Raw genomic sequence first — 16,107 nt, 5'->3', positions numbered from 1 at the left:
CACCTACACGCTCTACGTGGACGTCGTGAGCCCCGACGGCACGAGGGAGACCAAGTCCACCACCGTCGAGGTGAAGGACGGCCATGTCTACAACGGAGTCACCGTCACCACCGCATCGCCCACTGTCGGCAGCCCTGTGACCTTCTCGGCAAACGTTTCGGGCGCTACCGCCGGCCTCACGTACAACTACGTCTGGCAGCTCGACGGCTCCTGGGCCAAGGGCGAGTGGGGCTCCACGGTCCTCTCGACGGGCTCCGACACCAGCGAGACCTCCGGCTCGTTCACGCCCGCCAAGGCGGGCACCTACACGCTCTACGTGGACGTCGTGAGCCCCGACGGCACAAGGGAGACCAAGTCGACAACCGTCGAGGTGGCAGCGGCAAGTACCGCCCATGCCTACAGTGGCGTCAAGGTCAAGACAACGGCACCCGCCAGGGGATACCCCGTCACCTTCTCTGCAAACGTGTCCGGTGATACCTCCGGCCTCACGTACAACTACGTCTGGTCCTACGAGGGCTCCTGGGCGAAGGGAGACTGGGGCTCCACGGTCCTCTCGACGGGCTCCGACACCAGCGAGACCTCCGGCTCGTTCACACCCGAGAAGACGGGCACCTACACGCTCTACGTGGATGTCGTGAGTCCCGATGGCACGAGTGAGACCAAGTCCACCACCGTCGAGGTCGTTGAGCCCACGCCCATCCTGGGAGATCCTCAGGTGACGAAAGCCCAGCTCGTGAGCGACCTCAAGGCTGGCCTCAAGGCGCGCAACGCCACGTTCCCATCGGATGTGTACACCGCGTATGGCGCCTCGACGGTTGAGGAGTTCATCGACAAGCTCTGGGCCGCCGCCGTTGCCGAGGGCGTTCGTCCGGAGGTTGTCTACGCGCAGGCCATGGTCGAGACAGGCTATCTCCAGTTTGGCGGGGACGTTAAGATCGAGCAGTGCAACTTCTGCGGGCTTGGCGCTACGGGTTCTGGCAATTCCGGCGCGGACTTCAGCTCATATGGCTCTGATGCCATCTACATTGGATTCCTCGCACAGGCGCAGCACCTCCGTGCCTACGCTGGGTACGCGCCTCTCTCCTCAAAGACCTATGATCCGCGCTACGGTACATGGCTCTTTGGCAGGTCTTATACCGTCGAGGGCCTAAGTGGCACGTGGGCAACCGACACGTCCTATGCCAACAGCATCAAGGCGGTTCTGAACAACCTGTAGGTAGTTGGACTCTCCATAACAACAAGGTCCGGCTTCGCAAGCGTGGAGCCGGACCTCTTCGTTCTCGTATTCGCAGACATCAGCTAGTGATCTGGCTCGTCCTCAATCGAGCGAAGCATCCCGTAGTACACGTCATCGTGCGTCATGAGCCCCAGGATGGTCATGAACTCCCTTGCCACGGGGAAGATCTCGGCGTCAAGCGATGCCCGCATGCCTTCGAAGAAGACGTCGGACACCTCCTCGGTGGGTGCAATGGCAATGTCTCTCGCTGCAAGCGCCGCGCGAACCTGATCCTCGGAGAGGGGCTCACTAGAGGTTGCAGCCCCCTGAAGCTGAAGGACAATTGCCGAGAGCTGCGAGGCCATCTGGGTTGCCACCCCAGGCATGAACGAGAGGGCGCGCTGGTAGCAGGCTCGTGCGGCACGTATATCCTGGCGGTTCCACTCGTAGCTCGCCATACGGAAGTAACCCAGCCCAACTCCTTCTGGGTCGTGCGCAAGCTCAAGGAGGTGTCTCACCTCAACCATTGCATCATCTGTGCGACCCTCGGCGTCAAGGCATTGTGCAAGCTGCAGCCTTGAGTGGATGCCCATGGGAGCTATCTCTACCGCTCGCCGTGCCCGCTCCGTGGCCATTGACATCTGGCCTTGTGCAAGCGCCGCCACCGAGACGACAAGCTGTGCCTCAAGGTAGGCATCGGGCGCAAGCCGCGTCTCGTGGATACCGTCCCAGAGCAGGCGGTTGTAGAGAACGCGGTCCACATAGCTGCCAAACGCACGCCATTCTACCGTGGCGTCGTCCTCAAAGGCATGCCCTTCCTCAAGAGGCTTGAGAGCGTCGAGGGTCGTCGAGAGTGCGCTGGAGGCATCCTTGTGCGAGAGCTGTTCCTTGGCCCTCTCAACTGCTGCGGTGAGCGTGTCTCCGTTGACGAACTCGTCTTGAATCGCCTGCGGGTCATCCTCCGCAAGTGTTCCGTCGATGAGCTTTCCGACGCAACGGCGTGCCGCATCTTTTACGGTCGTGTCCTCGTCGCTGCCGGCTAGCTCCATGATGGCGCGTACGTTCTCCTCGGTTGAGGAGGAGAGACGGCGCGCAATCTGAGACGCAACCTCAACCCTCTTGCTCTCCTCCACAATCCCAAGCTGGCTCACTTGCTTGGCTCCAAGCGCCTTTGCAAAAGGGTCCGCAAGGACGCGCTGTGAGAGCTCGACAGAGTCGTAGCGGCGTGCGGGGCAGAAGCGCTCGCTCTCAAGCGAGAAACTTTGCCTCACGGGCGAGAGCTGGCCGTCCTGCTCTGCGATTGTGGCGTCAAAGCTCTGGTAGGACTGCACAGGGTCAAAGCTTCCCGTGAGGGGAATCCTCGAGAAGCCATCGCGGTCAAAGCACACGGAGTAGTAGCAGTCATGGGAGCTTGGCGTATCTATAGTGCCAGCGACCCATACCCTCTGGATGCATGGGCTGCAGCGAAATGCGCACGCTGCCAGAAGAATGCCAATCCGCAGGTTGTAATCGGTGGCGGCGCGGCGGCGCATCTCAGGCGTTGCCGGCACTATGCCCATGCCGTCCACCCACACGTGGGCAGGCATGATGGATGGCGGCGTGAGATCCACGACAAGGGCAACGTCACCGTCTGCCACGTTAGTGCGGAAGCTCGCCTGGAGGCGATAGGGCACCTGGAAGTGCTCGATGCCCGTGGAGATGCCCTTGCGCACCGCCCATTCGCCGTTGGGACGCTCTTCCTCGCGGGTGGGCAAGCCATCGGCAATGGTGGGGATCTGCGAGGTCACGGACGCGGCAACGCGCTGCCTAAACCTTACAAGCTCGCCAGTGGGCACGTCATCCGCGTTCTCGAAGAATGCCGACGCGAGAAGGGCTGCATTGAGTGCCGCCTCTATGCGCAGCACCCTGAGCTTTGCCGCATAGCTTAGCTCGGGGTCGTTGACCCTAAGGTAGAAGAGGCGTGACGTGTGCGGGCGAACTGCGCTCACCGAAGGCATGGCAACGTCTGGGGCAAGAAGTCCCGCGTCGTCCAATGCATCGGCGAGAAACACCTCGAGGTTCGAAGGTGGGAGCGCGCCATCACTGGCAGAGGCGGGAACTATGATGGACCCCGTGTCCCCACTCCGGGCGTCCCGCTGGCGCGAGCGAATGTCTGCCACAACGAGTCCCAGGTCAGACAGGGGGTCGTCCGAGGTCATAAGCCGCTGAGAAAGCACGTCGATGTCTAGGGTGGAGGTGACGCGCGACCGTGCCGCGTCCACGGCCGCCGCAAAGCGTGCTCCAAGGCTCTGATTTGCATCCGGGGTATCGGAGCCTCCTGCATGCAAAGACGCCTCGTCTGTGGGGGCAGGCTGCCTACCAAAGGCATGCGACAGCGCCTGTGTGAAGTCGCGTGCCCAGTGCGGCCAGCGCTCGTCGTCTGTCTCCTCCATGGGGCACCTCCTCATCGCATGCGAACCGGCGTTTCCGGTTGCCTCCTGAGTTCACCTTATACCCATGAGGCAGAAAAGGCACCCCAGAGACCGGGCTGGCCCCTGGGGTGCATTATTGCGCTCCTATGCCTGGTGCTTTGCGACGCTCCCCAGAATGGGCCTAATGAAGAGGCCACTTCTCAGCTTTGGCTCGAACCAGGTGGACTTGGGAGGCATGATCCCCTCCTCGTCAGCCACGGCCATCATGTCCGCTACCGGCGTTGCCCTCAGCGCAAAGGCAAGGCCGCCCTCGCCCACAAGCGGCTCGAGGGCACCGGCGTCCGCCTGGCCGCCCACGAAGCGTATGCGCGCGTCGCGGCCAGGGTCGGTGATGCCCAGGATGGGACCTAGGACCTGGTCCTGGAGAACTGAGACGTCAAGCTTCCCTACGGCCGTCTGGGGGACGTCGCCCTGCCAAGCAAGTTCGCGCCATGCGCCGTTGAGGAAGAGCCCGTAGTGGAGAGCTTCTGTGGGGCGTACGGGGCCTTCGACGGGCTCGCCCACGGCAAAGCCCCTCTCGACGAGACGCGCAAGAAGTTCGTCGGGCGCGAAACCAGCGGTGTCTGCCACCACGCGGTCGTAGGGGAGGGTCATGAGCTGGCTTTCTGGGAAGAGAACGGCCAGAAGATAATCACAGGGCTCGGTGCCGGGGGCGCCCATTGTGTCACCGTGTGCCTCGCGGAGCGACTTGCGCACGCGCGCGGCCGCAGCCGCGCGGTGGTGGCCATCGGCGATGTAGGCGCGCGGGACAAGCGCGAGCATCGTACGCAGGGCGTCAACGGCTGCGGGCCGGTTGACGCGCCACACGGTCTCACGCAGGCCCTCGGCGTCCGTGAAGTCATAGAGGGGGGTTGCCGTTGTGGCGGCGGTAACGATGGTCGAGAGCGTAGGATCGTCGCGGTAGGCGAGAAGAACGGGACCGGTCTGGCAGCCGGTGGTGGCTATGTGGTCTGCGCGGTCCTTCTCGTCAACCGGACGCGTGAACTCGTGGCGGCGGATGGTACCAGACTCGTAGTCGTCTATTGAGAAGGCCGCCACGATTCCCGTCTGCTCGTGACCGTTGCCACTCAGGCGGTACAGGTAGTAGCAAGGGTCCCCATCACGCACGAGGGTGCCGTCGGCCACGCGGTCGGCAAGGAGGTTCGCTGCCTTCTCATAGACGTCTGAGGCGTGCATGTCGTGGGAGGGGTCAAACGCGGTCTCGGGGCGGTCGATGGCAAGGAACGAGTGCGGGCGCTTGGCCACGGCCTCGCGTGCCTCCTCCCTCGTGAAGACGTCATAGGGCAGTGACGCGAAGTCTTGGGCCTTCTCGGGCTGTGGCCTGTAGCATACGAACGGCTCTGCGCGCATGTCGCTCCTTCGTTGCGGTCTTGATACGGTTGGGAGTCCTGCCGGCCCCCACAAGCAGATTCTAACGCGCGCATCCCATGAGTTCGGGTACCGTAGACGCTTGGAAACCCGTATGTGACAGCAGGGGGATGGCGCCAATGAAATCTGAGAAATTCGTCCGCGGAATGGATGTGCGCGGCCGCAGGCTCGTGGTCTTTGACTTCGACGGCACACTCTCCGACACCATTGAGGGCATCATCTCAACGGCTCGCACGGTCCTTCGCAAACACGGCCTTACCGACGAGGATATGGGAGACCTCAGGCGCATTGTGGGTCCTCCCTTCCCCGAGGCCTTCTCGATGGTCTATGGCTTCTCTAAGGAGGAGGCTGCCCAGATCACCGAGGAGTACCGTGCCATCTACAACACGCTGGGTGCCGAAGCGTTCCCGGCCATCCCGGGCATGGCAGAGCTTGCCGATTCCCTCCATGCCGCAGGGAAGGTGCTTGGCGTTGCCTCGTCAAAGCGCGCTGCCCTTCTCGAGCGCGGCATGCGCGAGTCTGGCCTTGCGCCCCACTTTGATGTCTACCTGGGAAAGCTCGATGACGGCACCGATACCAAGCCGCAGACCATACGCCGGGTGATGGATCGTACTGGCCTAGGGCCAAAGGACGCGGTGATGGTGGGCGATAGGTTCTACGACGTTGACGCGGCAACGGAGGTTGGCATTCCCTGCGTAGGAGTGCACTACGCGCATACCTGCGAGGTGGCAGAGCTCTGGGATACGGGGGCCGTTGCCGTTGCCGAGACCGTCGATGAGCTTGGGCGCATACTTCTGGGGTGAGGTCCCGGGCGCCCGCCGAATTTTGTGTTCCCAGCGCAACCTGCCAGCAGATGTGGGGTAGAACAGAGAGCATCACGGCCGCGGGACAAGGAGTCCCGCCTCTGAAGGGAGACATCATGGCAGACTTCGACATCACGGACCCCTTCCGCAAGATTTTCCTGGCTAGCGTTGGCGCGGTTGCAACCACGGCAGAGAAGTCTCAAGAGGTCATTGATGGCTTCGTCAAGAAGGGCGAGCTTACGGTTGCCCAGGGTAAGGCCATCAACGAGGAACTCACCCGCAAGGCAAAGGAGGTTGTCGGCGACACGTCCGACGCAGCCCTGCGCGCCAAGATGGAGGCAATGACCCCCGAGGAGCGCGCCGAGTTCGCCAAGAAGGTCGCCTCCATGGCATCCGACATCGACGCGGACGTCGTTGAGCCGGATTCCGTTGAGGATGCCCCAGCAGACGATGGTGACGCCAAGGAGTAGAACCTGTGCCCGAGGTTCACGACACAAGCGATGCCACAAAGGGGAGCTCGCCACACACTAGTGACGAGCTCCTTGACGCCTGGTACAAGAGCGTGAGCGAGGACGGCTTCGAGGATGACGACGCCCAGACCATAGGCCTCTTTGGCGGGCGCAGCAAGACTGCCGATGGCTACGAGTCATCGAGAAGCTCTCGCCTCAAGCGCGTACGCGAAGTCCTCACGATTGTGCGTCGCTATGACATCTTCCATGGCCTCACGCCAAAGAGTCTGCGTCACATGCTCGAGGAGCTTGGCCCCACCTTCGTGAAGGCGGGACAGATTCTCTCCATGCGCTCGGAGATACTGCCCGAGAGTTTCTGTCGAGAGCTTACCAAGCTCCGCTCGGATGTCGAGCCCATGGACCGCGACATGGTTCTCCAGGCGCTGCGAGACGAGTACGACACTCCCATCGAGGACATCTTCGACGCCATCGACGATGTTCCTTTGGGCTCCGCCTCCGTGGCCCAGGTGCACAAGGCACGTCTCGTCACGGGCGAGATGGTCGCCATCAAGGTGCAGCGACCACACGTCCAGGAGACCATGGCGCAGGACATCGCCATCATGCGCTCGCTCGTGGGGTTCATGGACCGTTTCATGTCGGGGAGCCAGTTCCTGGACATGCAGTCGGTAGTGGACGAGCTTTGGCAGTCCTTCCGCGACGAGACAGACTTCCTTGTGGAAGCCAGAAACCTCGAGGAGTTTAGGCGCAACAACGCGGACTGCAAGTTTGTCGACTGCCCCAAGCCCTATCCCAAGCTCTGCACCAAGCACGTCGTGGTCATGGACTACATCGAGGGCATTCCCATCGACAAGACGGCAAAGCTGGTCGCTGCCGGCTACGACCTCGAGGAGATAGGCACCAAGCTCGTCGACAACTACACGCGCCAGATGATCGATGACGGCTTCTTCCACGCGGACCCCCATCCCGGCAACCTCATCGTCCGCGGCGGGCAGATCGTCTACATCGACCTGGGAATCATGGGGCGTCTCTCCTCGCATGACCGCAAGGCCATGTCGGACATGGTGAAGGCCGTCGCACTGAGGGACTCTGCCGGGCTAGCCGACGGTCTCCTGCGCTTCTCGATATCCGACACTTCCGCCGTCGACCACGCGCACCTCCTGGACGATCTCGACATGATTATTGCCGACTACGGCGAGGCTGACCTCTCAGACCTTGACGTTGGCTCCTTCGTGAACTCTCTCATCTCTATGGCGAGAAAGAACGGCGTCGAGCTTCCCGGCACGGTCACCATGCTGGCACGCTCCCTCGTGACGCTCGAGGGCGTGGTCGACGAGTTTCTCCCTGGTGTCTCGATCATCGAGATCATCACTGCCCACATCAAGGCTCACACCACGCCAGAGGACCTCATCAAGCACGAGGTCAAGGGCTTCGCGCGCGAGGGAACGCGCGCCGCGCATGGACTTCTCGGCGCGGCCTCGCAGGCGGACCTTGCCATGAAGATGCTCACCCGCGGCCAGCTGCGGCTTAACCTGGACGTGGCGGGAACAGAGGACCCCATCAACGACTTTGCCCACATTGCCAACAGGCTCTCGATGAGCGTGATGGTGGCAGGCCTCTTCATTGGCTCGTCGGTGGTCTACTACGCACGCATCCAGCCCGTTATCTTTGGCATTCCCATCATCGGCTTCGTTGGCTACCTTGCTGCCCTCATCCTGGGCATATGGGTTGCCCGCAGCATCATCAAGGACGACCGTCGCCGCAGGCGATGAGACAAAGGGAGTTTCCCTTTGTCTCATCGCGGGTGCTAGCGCACTGCGGGAAGCGTTGGCGCACCGTTAACCGCAAGGTCGATGACGCGATAGGCGCCGTCGTAGATGCCGGCCTGGGCGGCGTCCTCGATGCGGTCGCACATGAAGCCGAGAAGTCCGCGCTCGCGCTGGAACGAGTCGATCATCGAGAGCACCTCTGCGGTGTCGTCCATTTCGTAGGTGCCGTCGCCAACCTCCGCGGCGCGGATGGCGCCCCAGGCCTCGTGGCCGCCCACGCGGTGAATCATGAGCTTGGGCACGGGGTAGAACGAGAACTCGCTCGGCTTGGTAACCAGCACGTCCGAGCAGCGCATGAGCAGGTTGGACGAGTAGACCGCCGTGAAGATGTCCTTGTCGCAGAAGGCATGCACGCCGCTCACGTCACCGTCGAGCGCCGCCGCGGCGAACCGCGCGACCTCGTCGATACCCTCGAAGTGGGGGAGTGCCTCGCTGCGAAGGCCGTCCACGCTCCTAAGCAGTGCGTCCCACACCTTCCTGTGATCTCCCACGTTGACAAAGACCACGGCCTCTCCGCGCCTCACATAGGGGAGGAGGTGCTCCACGATTGCCGCAAAGAGCTCCTGCTGCGCGCCTGCGCCGCCAACGGAGAGCAGGTAGCGCACGGGTCCGCCTCCCATGACGCGGTTTCTGCGTCGCGCGCAGTCTTTGGGGATGTTGGAGACAAGTTCATGGTCAACGTAGTGGCCGGTGTAGTAGATGGACCCCTCGGGCATGGGCTTGAGCTGGCGTGCAGGGTCCATGCCGCGAAGCTGGTGATACCCCAAGTAGGCGCTGGGCGTCTGGACGGTGTGGATTGAGCCCTCCGCAAGGTGGAGCGCCATGGGCCAGTTGTCGGGGATGGCGTTTACCACATGAGTCATGCCTGCGTGCACTGCTGCCTGCGAGGGCCAGACGTGCGTCCCCACGTAGGGGATGTCCTTGTCGATGTCGTGGAAGAGGGGTACGCAGAGCTCGGCGTTCTTTTGGTCCGCCGCGTTGTACGAGAGCTTACGGAAGCCCTCCGAGTTGAGCGGCTCCCACACGAGCTTGTTGAAGGCCCCCACGCGCTGAGAGATTCTTGACCCCTTGGAGTAGAGGTCGTTCTGGTAGCGGATGACCTTGGACCCCGTAGCGTCCTTGAAGGAGGCCAGGTCTAGCCAGTAGGGCGTGTAGCCCATGGCATGTGCTGCCGATGCCATGGCCATCGAGATGCGATAGTGCCCAAAGCCCATGCGGATGTTTCCCACTATGACCGGCGCGCCGTTTGCGCCCTCTACGGTGCGATTGGTGGTAGGTGGCTTGGGGGCCTGTGCGGCGTCTGCGCGGATGTCGAGAGGCGTGCCGTCGGGCGAGATGACGAGGTTCCTCACGCCAAGCATGTCTCCGATTACGGGCGTGGGAGCTGCCGAGAGGTGATAGACGGTCTTGGAGTCGTCGCCAAAGCGGCGAAGGTAGCGCTCCTTCGATTGGACCGCCTTCTGGTACGTTGCATCGTCCTGCTCGTTGCCAAAGGCGCTTCTCGCCTGGTCTGTCGACGCTTCCATCGAATCCTCCTTGACCCTGTGTGGACAGAGGTGATAGCCTCGCTATCAAGTTGATAGTAAGACTATCACCCACGGGAACGGAGCGTCAAGGATGGCACAGGGTGACTCAACGGCGGGTCTTGCACCTGCGGTGTGGCAGGAGAGGAGCCTCACGGGCGACGTGCGCATGGACCGCGCCGTCGAGTGCGCGGCCGGCCTCTTCCTTAAGCGGCGCATCGCGGATGCGCGCATGACCGACGTCGCAGAGGCGGCGGGCGTTGGCGTGGCCACGCTCTACCGGCGTTTCTCGACCAAGACTCGCCTCGCGCTTGCTGCGGGCACGTTCCTGTGGCGGCGCTTCAACGAGCGCATTGTGGCGCTTGTCGAGTCGGACGCGTTTCTCGGCATGAGTGGTGCGGACAGACTCGAGCGGATGCTCCGCCTCTATGCCGAGGGCTACGTGGAGAACGCCGGCTTTGTGCTCTTCATCGACGACCTCGACGGGCTTCTCGTCACCGAGGGGGCGCCGCTTGACGCGGTTGTCGCCTACGGGCGCGAGGTGGACTCGTTCTACCTCATCTTTGCCGACGCGTACCAGCTGGGACTCCAGGATGGCTCCGTTGCGCGCGAGGTGGACTTTCCGGTCTTCTACAGGAGCGTTGCCCATGCGCTCATGGGCGTGGCGCAGAAGCTCGCGCGCGGCGAGGTCATCCCCTCGGATGACTTCTCCGCGGGGGCTCAGGAGCTTGAGTGCATCGTTGACATGGCAGTACGTGCATTGAGATGAGACAAAGGGAAACTCCCTTTGTCTCATGGCGAGAGGGGAGCAAGGATGGCGGGGGAGAAGGCTTCGGGGACCAGGCTTGCGGACAAGCGGGTCATCAGACTCTTTGCGATAGGACAGCTGGGATGGGCGATACTCTCGGGCATCGTCAGCAACTGGCTCGTCTACTTCTACATGCCCTCCGACACCATGCTCTCGCGTGGCATGGCGGTCTTCATCACCCAGGGAGCCGTGTTTGCGGGCCTCACGGTCATCGGCATCATCACGGGGTGCGGCAGGCTCCTCGACGGCTTTATCGACCCCTTTATTGCCTCGCAGTCTGACAGGCTGAAAAGCCCTCTTGGTCGCCGGATCCCGTTCATGCGCGGTGCCGCCATCCCCTTTGGCGTGATGACGGTCCTCGTCTTCGTGCTACCGGGGACTGGTAGCCAGACTCTGAACAACGTGCTGCTCTTCTGCTGCCTCATGCTCTTCTACATAACGCTTTCGCTCTACTGCACGCCCTTCAATGCGCTTATCCCCGAGCTGGGCCGCACGCAGGAGCTGAGAATTGATCTCTCCACGCACATCTCGGTCACCTACTTTCTGGGAACGGCGCTTGCGTACCTCGTGACCACGGTGGCTGCCTACCTCGAGCCTACCATGGGGATTGCCGGCGCCTTTAGAATCACGGTTGCCGTGCTTGCCGCCGTTGCCGTGGCGTGCATGCTCGTCCCCGCGTTCGGCATCGACGAGAACCTCTACGCTCAGGCCGAGCCCTCCTCCACGCCCATGTTCCAGTCCGTTGCCAAGACGTTCAAGAACCACGACTTCCAGGTCTTCGAACTCTCAGATGTGCTCTATTGGGTTGCCATTACCATGTTCCAGACCGGCATGACCTACTACATCACCGAGCTCATGGGCCTGCCAGACTCGCTTTCGTTTGTATTCTTCGCCGCGATGACGCTCATCTCGCTGCTGTTCTATGCTCCCGTGAACATGCTGGCCAAGCGCCACGGTAAGAAGCGCATTGTCGCGTTTGGCTTTTTCTTCTTCTGCGCGGCGTTTGCCGTCACCTCGGTGTGCGGCATGTTTGGCATCCCGGGCATGGTATGGGGCATGCTCGTGGCGGTGCTCGCTGCCGTGCCCATGGCCATCCTGGGCATCCTTCCCCAGGCGGTGCTCGCCGACATTGCCGAGAGCGATGCTATCGAGACCGGCGAGAGGCGCGAGGGCATGTTCTACGCCGCGCGTACCTTCTCGATGACGCTTGGACAAACGCTTGCGATGATCCTCTTCACCTCTATCTCCATCCTCGGGGAGAATGGCATGGGCTACCGCGCCACGGCTGTTGTGGCAACCGTGTTCTGCCTCATTGGCGGCCTGGTCTTCACACGCTACAACGAGCGGCGCGTCCTTGGGACCATCGGCGGCGCCTCTGGCGAGGCCAGGGGAGGCGACAGGGCGTGACGGCGCTTCTCGGCGAACCTACCTTCTGTGTGTGCTGGCACGTGGCGTCTGACCAGGGGCGCGTTGCCCACGTACAGCCGTCTGGCCTGGTGACGGGTGCGGATGCGGCAACGCTCGGTATCTCACTTGTGCGCGACGGGGAGTGCTGGCGGCTGTGCGCGGAGCCCCGGCGTGAGGTTGTGATCGACGCCGTGGAGGCAACGCTGCCCGCTGCGCTGGGTGAGGCAACGGCGCTCTACCTGAACGGCTACAACTCCTGGACAGACTCCGTGGAGCGCAGTCCGCGCGACCGCATGCGCAACTTCTCCGTGCCACGCGTGGCCATACGCCATTGGGTGCTTGACGCCTCGGGCGACTACCGCTTTGTGGAGGAGGACGAGAGACCCGGTCACCAGCATGGCTTTACCTATGGCTACCTGCGGCGGGATGGCGAGGTTGCCCTGGTGGGCTCGCTTGGAGAGGACACGGGGATGACGCTCATCCGCGAGGACCTGCCCGCAGAGGCGCTCCTTGTGAGCAAGGAGCCGCCAGCAGTTCCTGTGAAGGCGAGCGAGAGGTGCTGCCTCTTGGGGCTTGCCGTGGTTCGCGCAGAGAGCGTCGATGATGCGGCTGCGCGCTGGCTTGCGCTCTGTGGCATCGCTGCTCCGCCCTGCTCGCCGCTTGTGGGTTATACCAGCTGGTACCGGCACTACACGAACATATCGGAGCAGTGCCTGCTGCACGACTTGGATGCGCTTGCGAACTGCCTTGAGGACTACGACCTGGGTACGCGCCGCCCAACCTTCCAGATGGATGACGGCTACACGCGTGTGGGCGACTGGCTGCATCCAGATGGCGAGAAGTTCCCGCATGGCCTCTCGCCGGTGGCCGCTGCCGCTCGTGAGCGCGGGCTCATGCCGGGCATCTGGGTTGCGCCCTTCGTGTGCGAGCACGAGTCCCGGCTCTTCTCGGCGCATCCGGACTGGCTACTTCGTGACGAGAGGGGCGAGCTTGTGGTGACCGGCTCGCACTGGTCCGGCCACGTTGCGCTCGATACGCTGAATCCTGAGGTGCGTGACTACGTGGCACGCGTCATGGCAACGCTCACCGGCGAGTGGGGATTCTCGCTTCTCAAGTGCGACTTCCTCTATGCGGCGTGCATGCTCCCTCATAGCGGTATGAACCGAGGTCAGCTCATGGCCGACGCTATCGACCTCCTGCGCCAGAGCGCGGCGCCTGGCACGTGGTTTGACCTGTGCGGCGTTCCCATCGGCTCTGCCCTAGGGCGCACGGAGTTCTGTCGCATTGGCTGCGACGTGGGCCTGGACTGGGACGGTGCCGTCTACATGCGCGGCACCGGTCGCGAGCGCGTGAGCACCAAGAACAGCCTTGCCAACACGCGAGGGCGCGCGCATCTCGACGGCAGGGCGTTTAGGTGCGATCCGGACGTCTTCTTCCTGCGGTCAGACGTTCGCCTAACCGAGGAACAGCGCACTGAGCTCCTTGAGGCAGACTCTACGCTAGGCGGGGTGCTCTTTACCTCGGACGACATGTCGCTTTGGGACACCGACCAACGCGCTCTCTTCTCGCGCGCGTTGGGATGAGACAAAGGGAGTTTCCCTTTGTCTCATCCCAGGACGTTTGCCATGATGTCGTGCGTGAGCTCGTAGACGCCGGGCATCTTGGACTCGCGCGGCCCCGCCACGTTGAGCGTCAGGGCGTTTGCCCCCAGCGAACGGAGCCACGCCAGCGCCTCCGTCGCGGTCTCGCTTACGTTGGAGCCCTCCAGAACAAGCACCGGACGACCCATGCGCTCGGCGAAGATGGCGGTCATCTCCGTTCCGCTTCTGGGCTCGAGCCCACCGGGGGAGACGATGAGCGTTGCGTGGCTGTCGCGCACGTTCCACGCCGTCCGCTCGACGTAGCCTTGGCCGGGTCCTTCGCGGAGCTCGGGGTACAGGGCGAGAAGGCCTGGCGGCTTGGGCAGGTCCTCGGCAAGGCCCCCGGGCGGGCACCAGCCGCAGATGGGCACGTTATGCTCGCGCGCGGCATCAAGTCCGCCACGGTCCGCGCCGGTCTGCCCGCCGGACCGCACGAGCGCGATGAGCGGCAGGCGGTCGATGATGCCGGCCGCCTCCGACTGCTGGCGTGCGATGGTTCCGGCATCAGTGGGATCTGCGGCGAGTGAGGTTTCCCACTCCTGACGCGTGATGCTCTGTACGCGCTCCGTGTGGGTGGCGCCGAGGTGGTCGACGACTCCCTCGACGTGGTGGTGCGGGCGCAGTCCGGCCTTCTCCTGGACGCGGCGGCTGCCCTCGTTGCCCTCGAAGTAGCTCGCGCGCACGGCGGCGAGGTTCTCCACGAGGAAAGCGTAGCGCAGCACCTCTCGGACGGCCTCCGTCATGTAGCCGTGGCCCCACCAGGGACGGGCAATCCAGTAGCCAATCTCGGCCTCGTGTACGGGGAGGGGGTCTGCGGCATTTGCGGCCTGGTGGCGCAGGGCGATGGCGCCCACGGCCTCGTCCGCCAGCATTCCTTCTCGCCCACGCAGTGTGATTGCCCAGGAATCCGGTGCCATGAGAATGTCTTTTAGGACCGTCTTGCTCTCCTCGAGCGACGCGTGTGGGGCCCAGCCTGCCCGAAGACCAACCTCGGGGTCGCGCGCGTAGCGATAGACCGCCTCCGCGTCATCCAAGCGCCAGGGACGCATGACAAGGTGTGCCGTTGAGAGCGTGATAGGCCAGCGCATTGGTTCCTCCAGGAGTTGTGCTGCCGAATGTCCACCACCATAGCGCAGTTGACCCCAGCGGAGGGTGCCGGCCCGTCCGGAAGGTGCTGTTGAGAACAATTTGGACGTTTTAGCCCTTTGGAGCCAAGCAAAACGTCGATTTCCTTCTCAGCAGCACAACGCTACTTGGCTTTGACCGCTACTGACCGCGTGACCGGCTGGGACCATTCCGTGAGGCAGGAAGGACCCGTCACTGGTGGACCGCCCCACCGTTTGCCGCCTCAACGCGACGGTCGCAGCGCGTGAGGCAGACGGTCATGAGCGCCAGGAGCCCGGCTGCAACCACAGGTAGGAGAATCGGCGAGACCTTCTCAACAATAATGCCCATGAGCGGCGGAAACGCCATCGAGCCCACGTAGGCGCAGGCCATCTGCAGCCCCATGAGCGACTGCGCGTTCTGCGAGCCAAAGCGCACAGGCGTGAGCTGAATCATCTGCGGGTAGATGGGGGCGCAGCCCAGGCCGAGAAGTACGAGGCCCAGGCCGAGGCTCGCCTCTCCCGGTGAGACCATGAGCACGACAAGTCCAATGCCCATGATCGTCTCGCCTAGCCTGAGGAGCTGCTTGCCATCAAGGCGCAGGGTAAGCACGCCCGAGAGAAACCTCCCCACCGTTATGCCTGCATAGAAGAGGCTGGCGAGAAGGGCGGCCGCTTGTGCGGAAACGCCGTGCCCTAGCACAAGGAACGTCGAGGCCCACAGCCCGCATGCCGACTCGAGTGCGCAGTAGCAGAGAAACCCTGCCATCGCGAGCTTCACGCCGGGGAGGGCAAGAAGCTTGCGGCGCGTGGGGACGGTGTGCTTCCCGTCTTGGTCGGCCGCGTCGTTTTGGTCACGCCACAACGGGATGCTCAGGGTGATTGCCACCACGAGTGCCACTTGGAGAGCGCCTACGATGCGGTAACCTCCCGGCCAACCGGCGGAGCTGCCCATCTGCCACGACATGATTATGGGTCCGCCGGCGGCACCGAGTCCCCAGCAGCAGTGAAGCCAATTCATGTGGCGTGCGGCGTAGTGCGTTGCTACGTAGGCGTTAAGCGATGCGTCCACCGCTCCAGCACCCAGGCCATATGGAATAGCCCAAAGCGCGATCTGCCAGAACTCAGCTGAGGCCGAGAAGCCAAAGAGGGCTACCGCGGTGAGCGCCACCGAGAGCGCGGTGAGCTTGCCCGTCCCCAGCCGGCGCACGAGCTGCACGGTCAGCAGGCTCGAGACGATGGTCCCCAGGCAGATGATCATTGATATGACGCCCGCCAGCGAGACGTTGGCGCCAATGCTCACGTGCATGGTGGGCCAGGCTGCGCCAAGAAGACCGTCCGGTAGGCCTAGGCTCACAAAGGCCAGGTAGATGATGCCGAGAAGTGCGGTGGTCATATGATGTGGCTCCCGGATGCGTCGAGACCGCTGATGAGCCCATGCTAACGGCGAGCCGCCGGCTTCGCAAATCGGC

The 16,107-nt window shown here is 63.2% G+C and carries 12 protein-coding genes; 7 read left to right on the top strand and 5 right to left on the bottom strand.

Annotation, left to right across the window (positions count from 1 at the left end; genetic code table 11):
• On the top strand, positions 1-1,216 hold a 1,216-nt coding region (locus tag BT122_RS05055; protein ID WP_072354857.1), incomplete at its 5' end, for a glucosaminidase domain-containing protein.
• Positions 1,217-1,299: 83 nt separating this feature from the next.
• On the opposite strand, the gene BT122_RS05050 is transcribed toward BT122_RS05055, so the two are convergent.
• Both BT122_RS05050 and BT122_RS05045 read right to left on the bottom strand, forming a co-directional pair.
• Positions 1,300-3,648: a tetratricopeptide repeat protein gene (locus tag BT122_RS05050; RefSeq protein ID WP_072354856.1), complete on the bottom strand. Its 2,349-nt coding sequence runs from the start codon at positions 3,646-3,648 to the stop codon at positions 1,300-1,302.
• Between the two features lie 123 nt (positions 3,649-3,771).
• Positions 3,772-5,037 (bottom strand): DUF1015 domain-containing protein, encoded by a 1,266-nt coding sequence (locus BT122_RS05045; RefSeq protein WP_072354855.1) that lies wholly within the window; start codon positions 5,035-5,037, stop codon positions 3,772-3,774.
• A gap of 137 nt (positions 5,038-5,174) precedes the next feature.
• Between BT122_RS05045 and BT122_RS05040 the strand changes: the two genes are divergently transcribed.
• The 3 genes from BT122_RS05040 (at position 5,175) to BT122_RS05030 (ending at position 8,097) form a co-directional block, all read left to right on the top strand.
• Positions 5,175-5,858, top strand: a complete 684-nt coding sequence (locus BT122_RS05040; protein WP_072354854.1) for an HAD family hydrolase — start codon at positions 5,175-5,177, stop codon at positions 5,856-5,858.
• Positions 5,859-5,974: 116 nt separating this feature from the next.
• Entirely contained in the window at positions 5,975-6,328 is a 354-nt protein-coding gene (locus BT122_RS05035) for a hypothetical protein (protein ID WP_072354853.1), read from the top strand.
• 5 nt (positions 6,329-6,333) lie between these two features.
• Positions 6,334-8,097, top strand: a complete 1,764-nt coding sequence (locus tag BT122_RS05030) for an ABC1 kinase family protein (protein WP_083432318.1) — start codon at positions 6,334-6,336, stop codon at positions 8,095-8,097.
• Positions 8,098-8,132: 35 nt separating this feature from the next.
• Here the strand turns inward: BT122_RS05030 and BT122_RS05025 are convergent, their stop codons facing one another.
• Positions 8,133-9,680, bottom strand: coding sequence for a DUF6937 domain-containing protein (locus tag BT122_RS05025; RefSeq protein WP_072354851.1), 1,548 nt, complete (start codon positions 9,678-9,680; stop codon positions 8,133-8,135).
• A gap of 91 nt (positions 9,681-9,771) precedes the next feature.
• On the opposite strand from BT122_RS05025, the gene BT122_RS05020 reads away from it, so the two are divergent.
• From BT122_RS05020 to BT122_RS05010, 3 genes are read left to right on the top strand one after another with little or no spacing between them, the layout of a single operon-like run.
• Positions 9,772-10,446, top strand: coding sequence for a TetR/AcrR family transcriptional regulator (locus tag BT122_RS05020; protein WP_083432317.1), 675 nt, complete (start codon positions 9,772-9,774; stop codon positions 10,444-10,446).
• Positions 10,447-10,491: 45 nt separating this feature from the next.
• On the top strand, positions 10,492-11,892 hold the full coding sequence (locus BT122_RS05015) for an MFS transporter (protein WP_072354850.1): 1,401 nt from the start codon (positions 10,492-10,494) through the stop codon (positions 11,890-11,892).
• Complete coding sequence (locus BT122_RS05010) at positions 11,889-13,475, top strand: glycoside hydrolase family 36 protein (protein WP_072354848.1); 1,587 nt, start codon at positions 11,889-11,891, stop codon at positions 13,473-13,475. Before BT122_RS05015 ends, BT122_RS05010 begins: the two co-directional genes overlap by 4 nt.
• A gap of 23 nt (positions 13,476-13,498) precedes the next feature.
• Here BT122_RS05010 and BT122_RS05005 read toward each other — a convergent pair whose 3' ends face one another.
• Positions 13,499-14,620 (bottom strand): GNAT family N-acetyltransferase, encoded by a 1,122-nt coding sequence (locus BT122_RS05005; protein WP_072354847.1) that lies wholly within the window; start codon positions 14,618-14,620, stop codon positions 13,499-13,501.
• A 229-nt stretch (positions 14,621-14,849) separates the two neighbouring features.
• Positions 14,850-16,031, bottom strand: a complete 1,182-nt coding sequence (locus BT122_RS05000) for an MFS transporter (RefSeq protein ID WP_072354845.1) — start codon at positions 16,029-16,031, stop codon at positions 14,850-14,852.
• Positions 16,032-16,107 lie beyond the last annotated feature (76 nt).

The sequence above is a fragment of the Olsenella sp. kh2p3 genome, assembly GCA_900119625.1.
Lineage (GTDB): Bacteria > Actinomycetota > Coriobacteriia > Coriobacteriales > Atopobiaceae > Tractidigestivibacter.
The sequence above is the reverse complement of the archived record's forward strand: the minus strand, read 5'-3'. Positions and strand labels throughout refer to the sequence as shown.

Bases quoted from the DNA above. Each gene is read 5' to 3' on its own strand.
- BT122_RS05015 (WP_072354850.1), top strand. From the start codon at position 10,492: ATGGCGGGGGAGAAGGCTTCGGGGACCAGGCTTGCGGACAAGCGGGTC.
- BT122_RS05050 (WP_072354856.1), bottom strand. From the start codon at position 3,648: ATGGAGGAGACAGACGACGAGCGCTGGCCGCACTGGGCACGCGACTTC.
- BT122_RS05035 (WP_072354853.1), top strand. From the start codon at position 5,975: ATGGCAGACTTCGACATCACGGACCCCTTCCGCAAGATTTTCCTGGCT.
- BT122_RS05025 (WP_072354851.1), bottom strand. From the start codon at position 9,680: ATGGAAGCGTCGACAGACCAGGCGAGAAGCGCCTTTGGCAACGAGCAG.
- BT122_RS05005 (WP_072354847.1), bottom strand. From the start codon at position 14,620: ATGCGCTGGCCTATCACGCTCTCAACGGCACACCTTGTCATGCGTCCC.
- BT122_RS05040 (WP_072354854.1), top strand. From the start codon at position 5,175: ATGAAATCTGAGAAATTCGTCCGCGGAATGGATGTGCGCGGCCGCAGG.
- BT122_RS05020 (WP_083432317.1), top strand. From the start codon at position 9,772: ATGGCACAGGGTGACTCAACGGCGGGTCTTGCACCTGCGGTGTGGCAG.
- BT122_RS05000 (WP_072354845.1), bottom strand. From the start codon at position 16,031: ATGACCACCGCACTTCTCGGCATCATCTACCTGGCCTTTGTGAGCCTA.
- BT122_RS05045 (WP_072354855.1), bottom strand. From the start codon at position 5,037: ATGCGCGCAGAGCCGTTCGTATGCTACAGGCCACAGCCCGAGAAGGCC.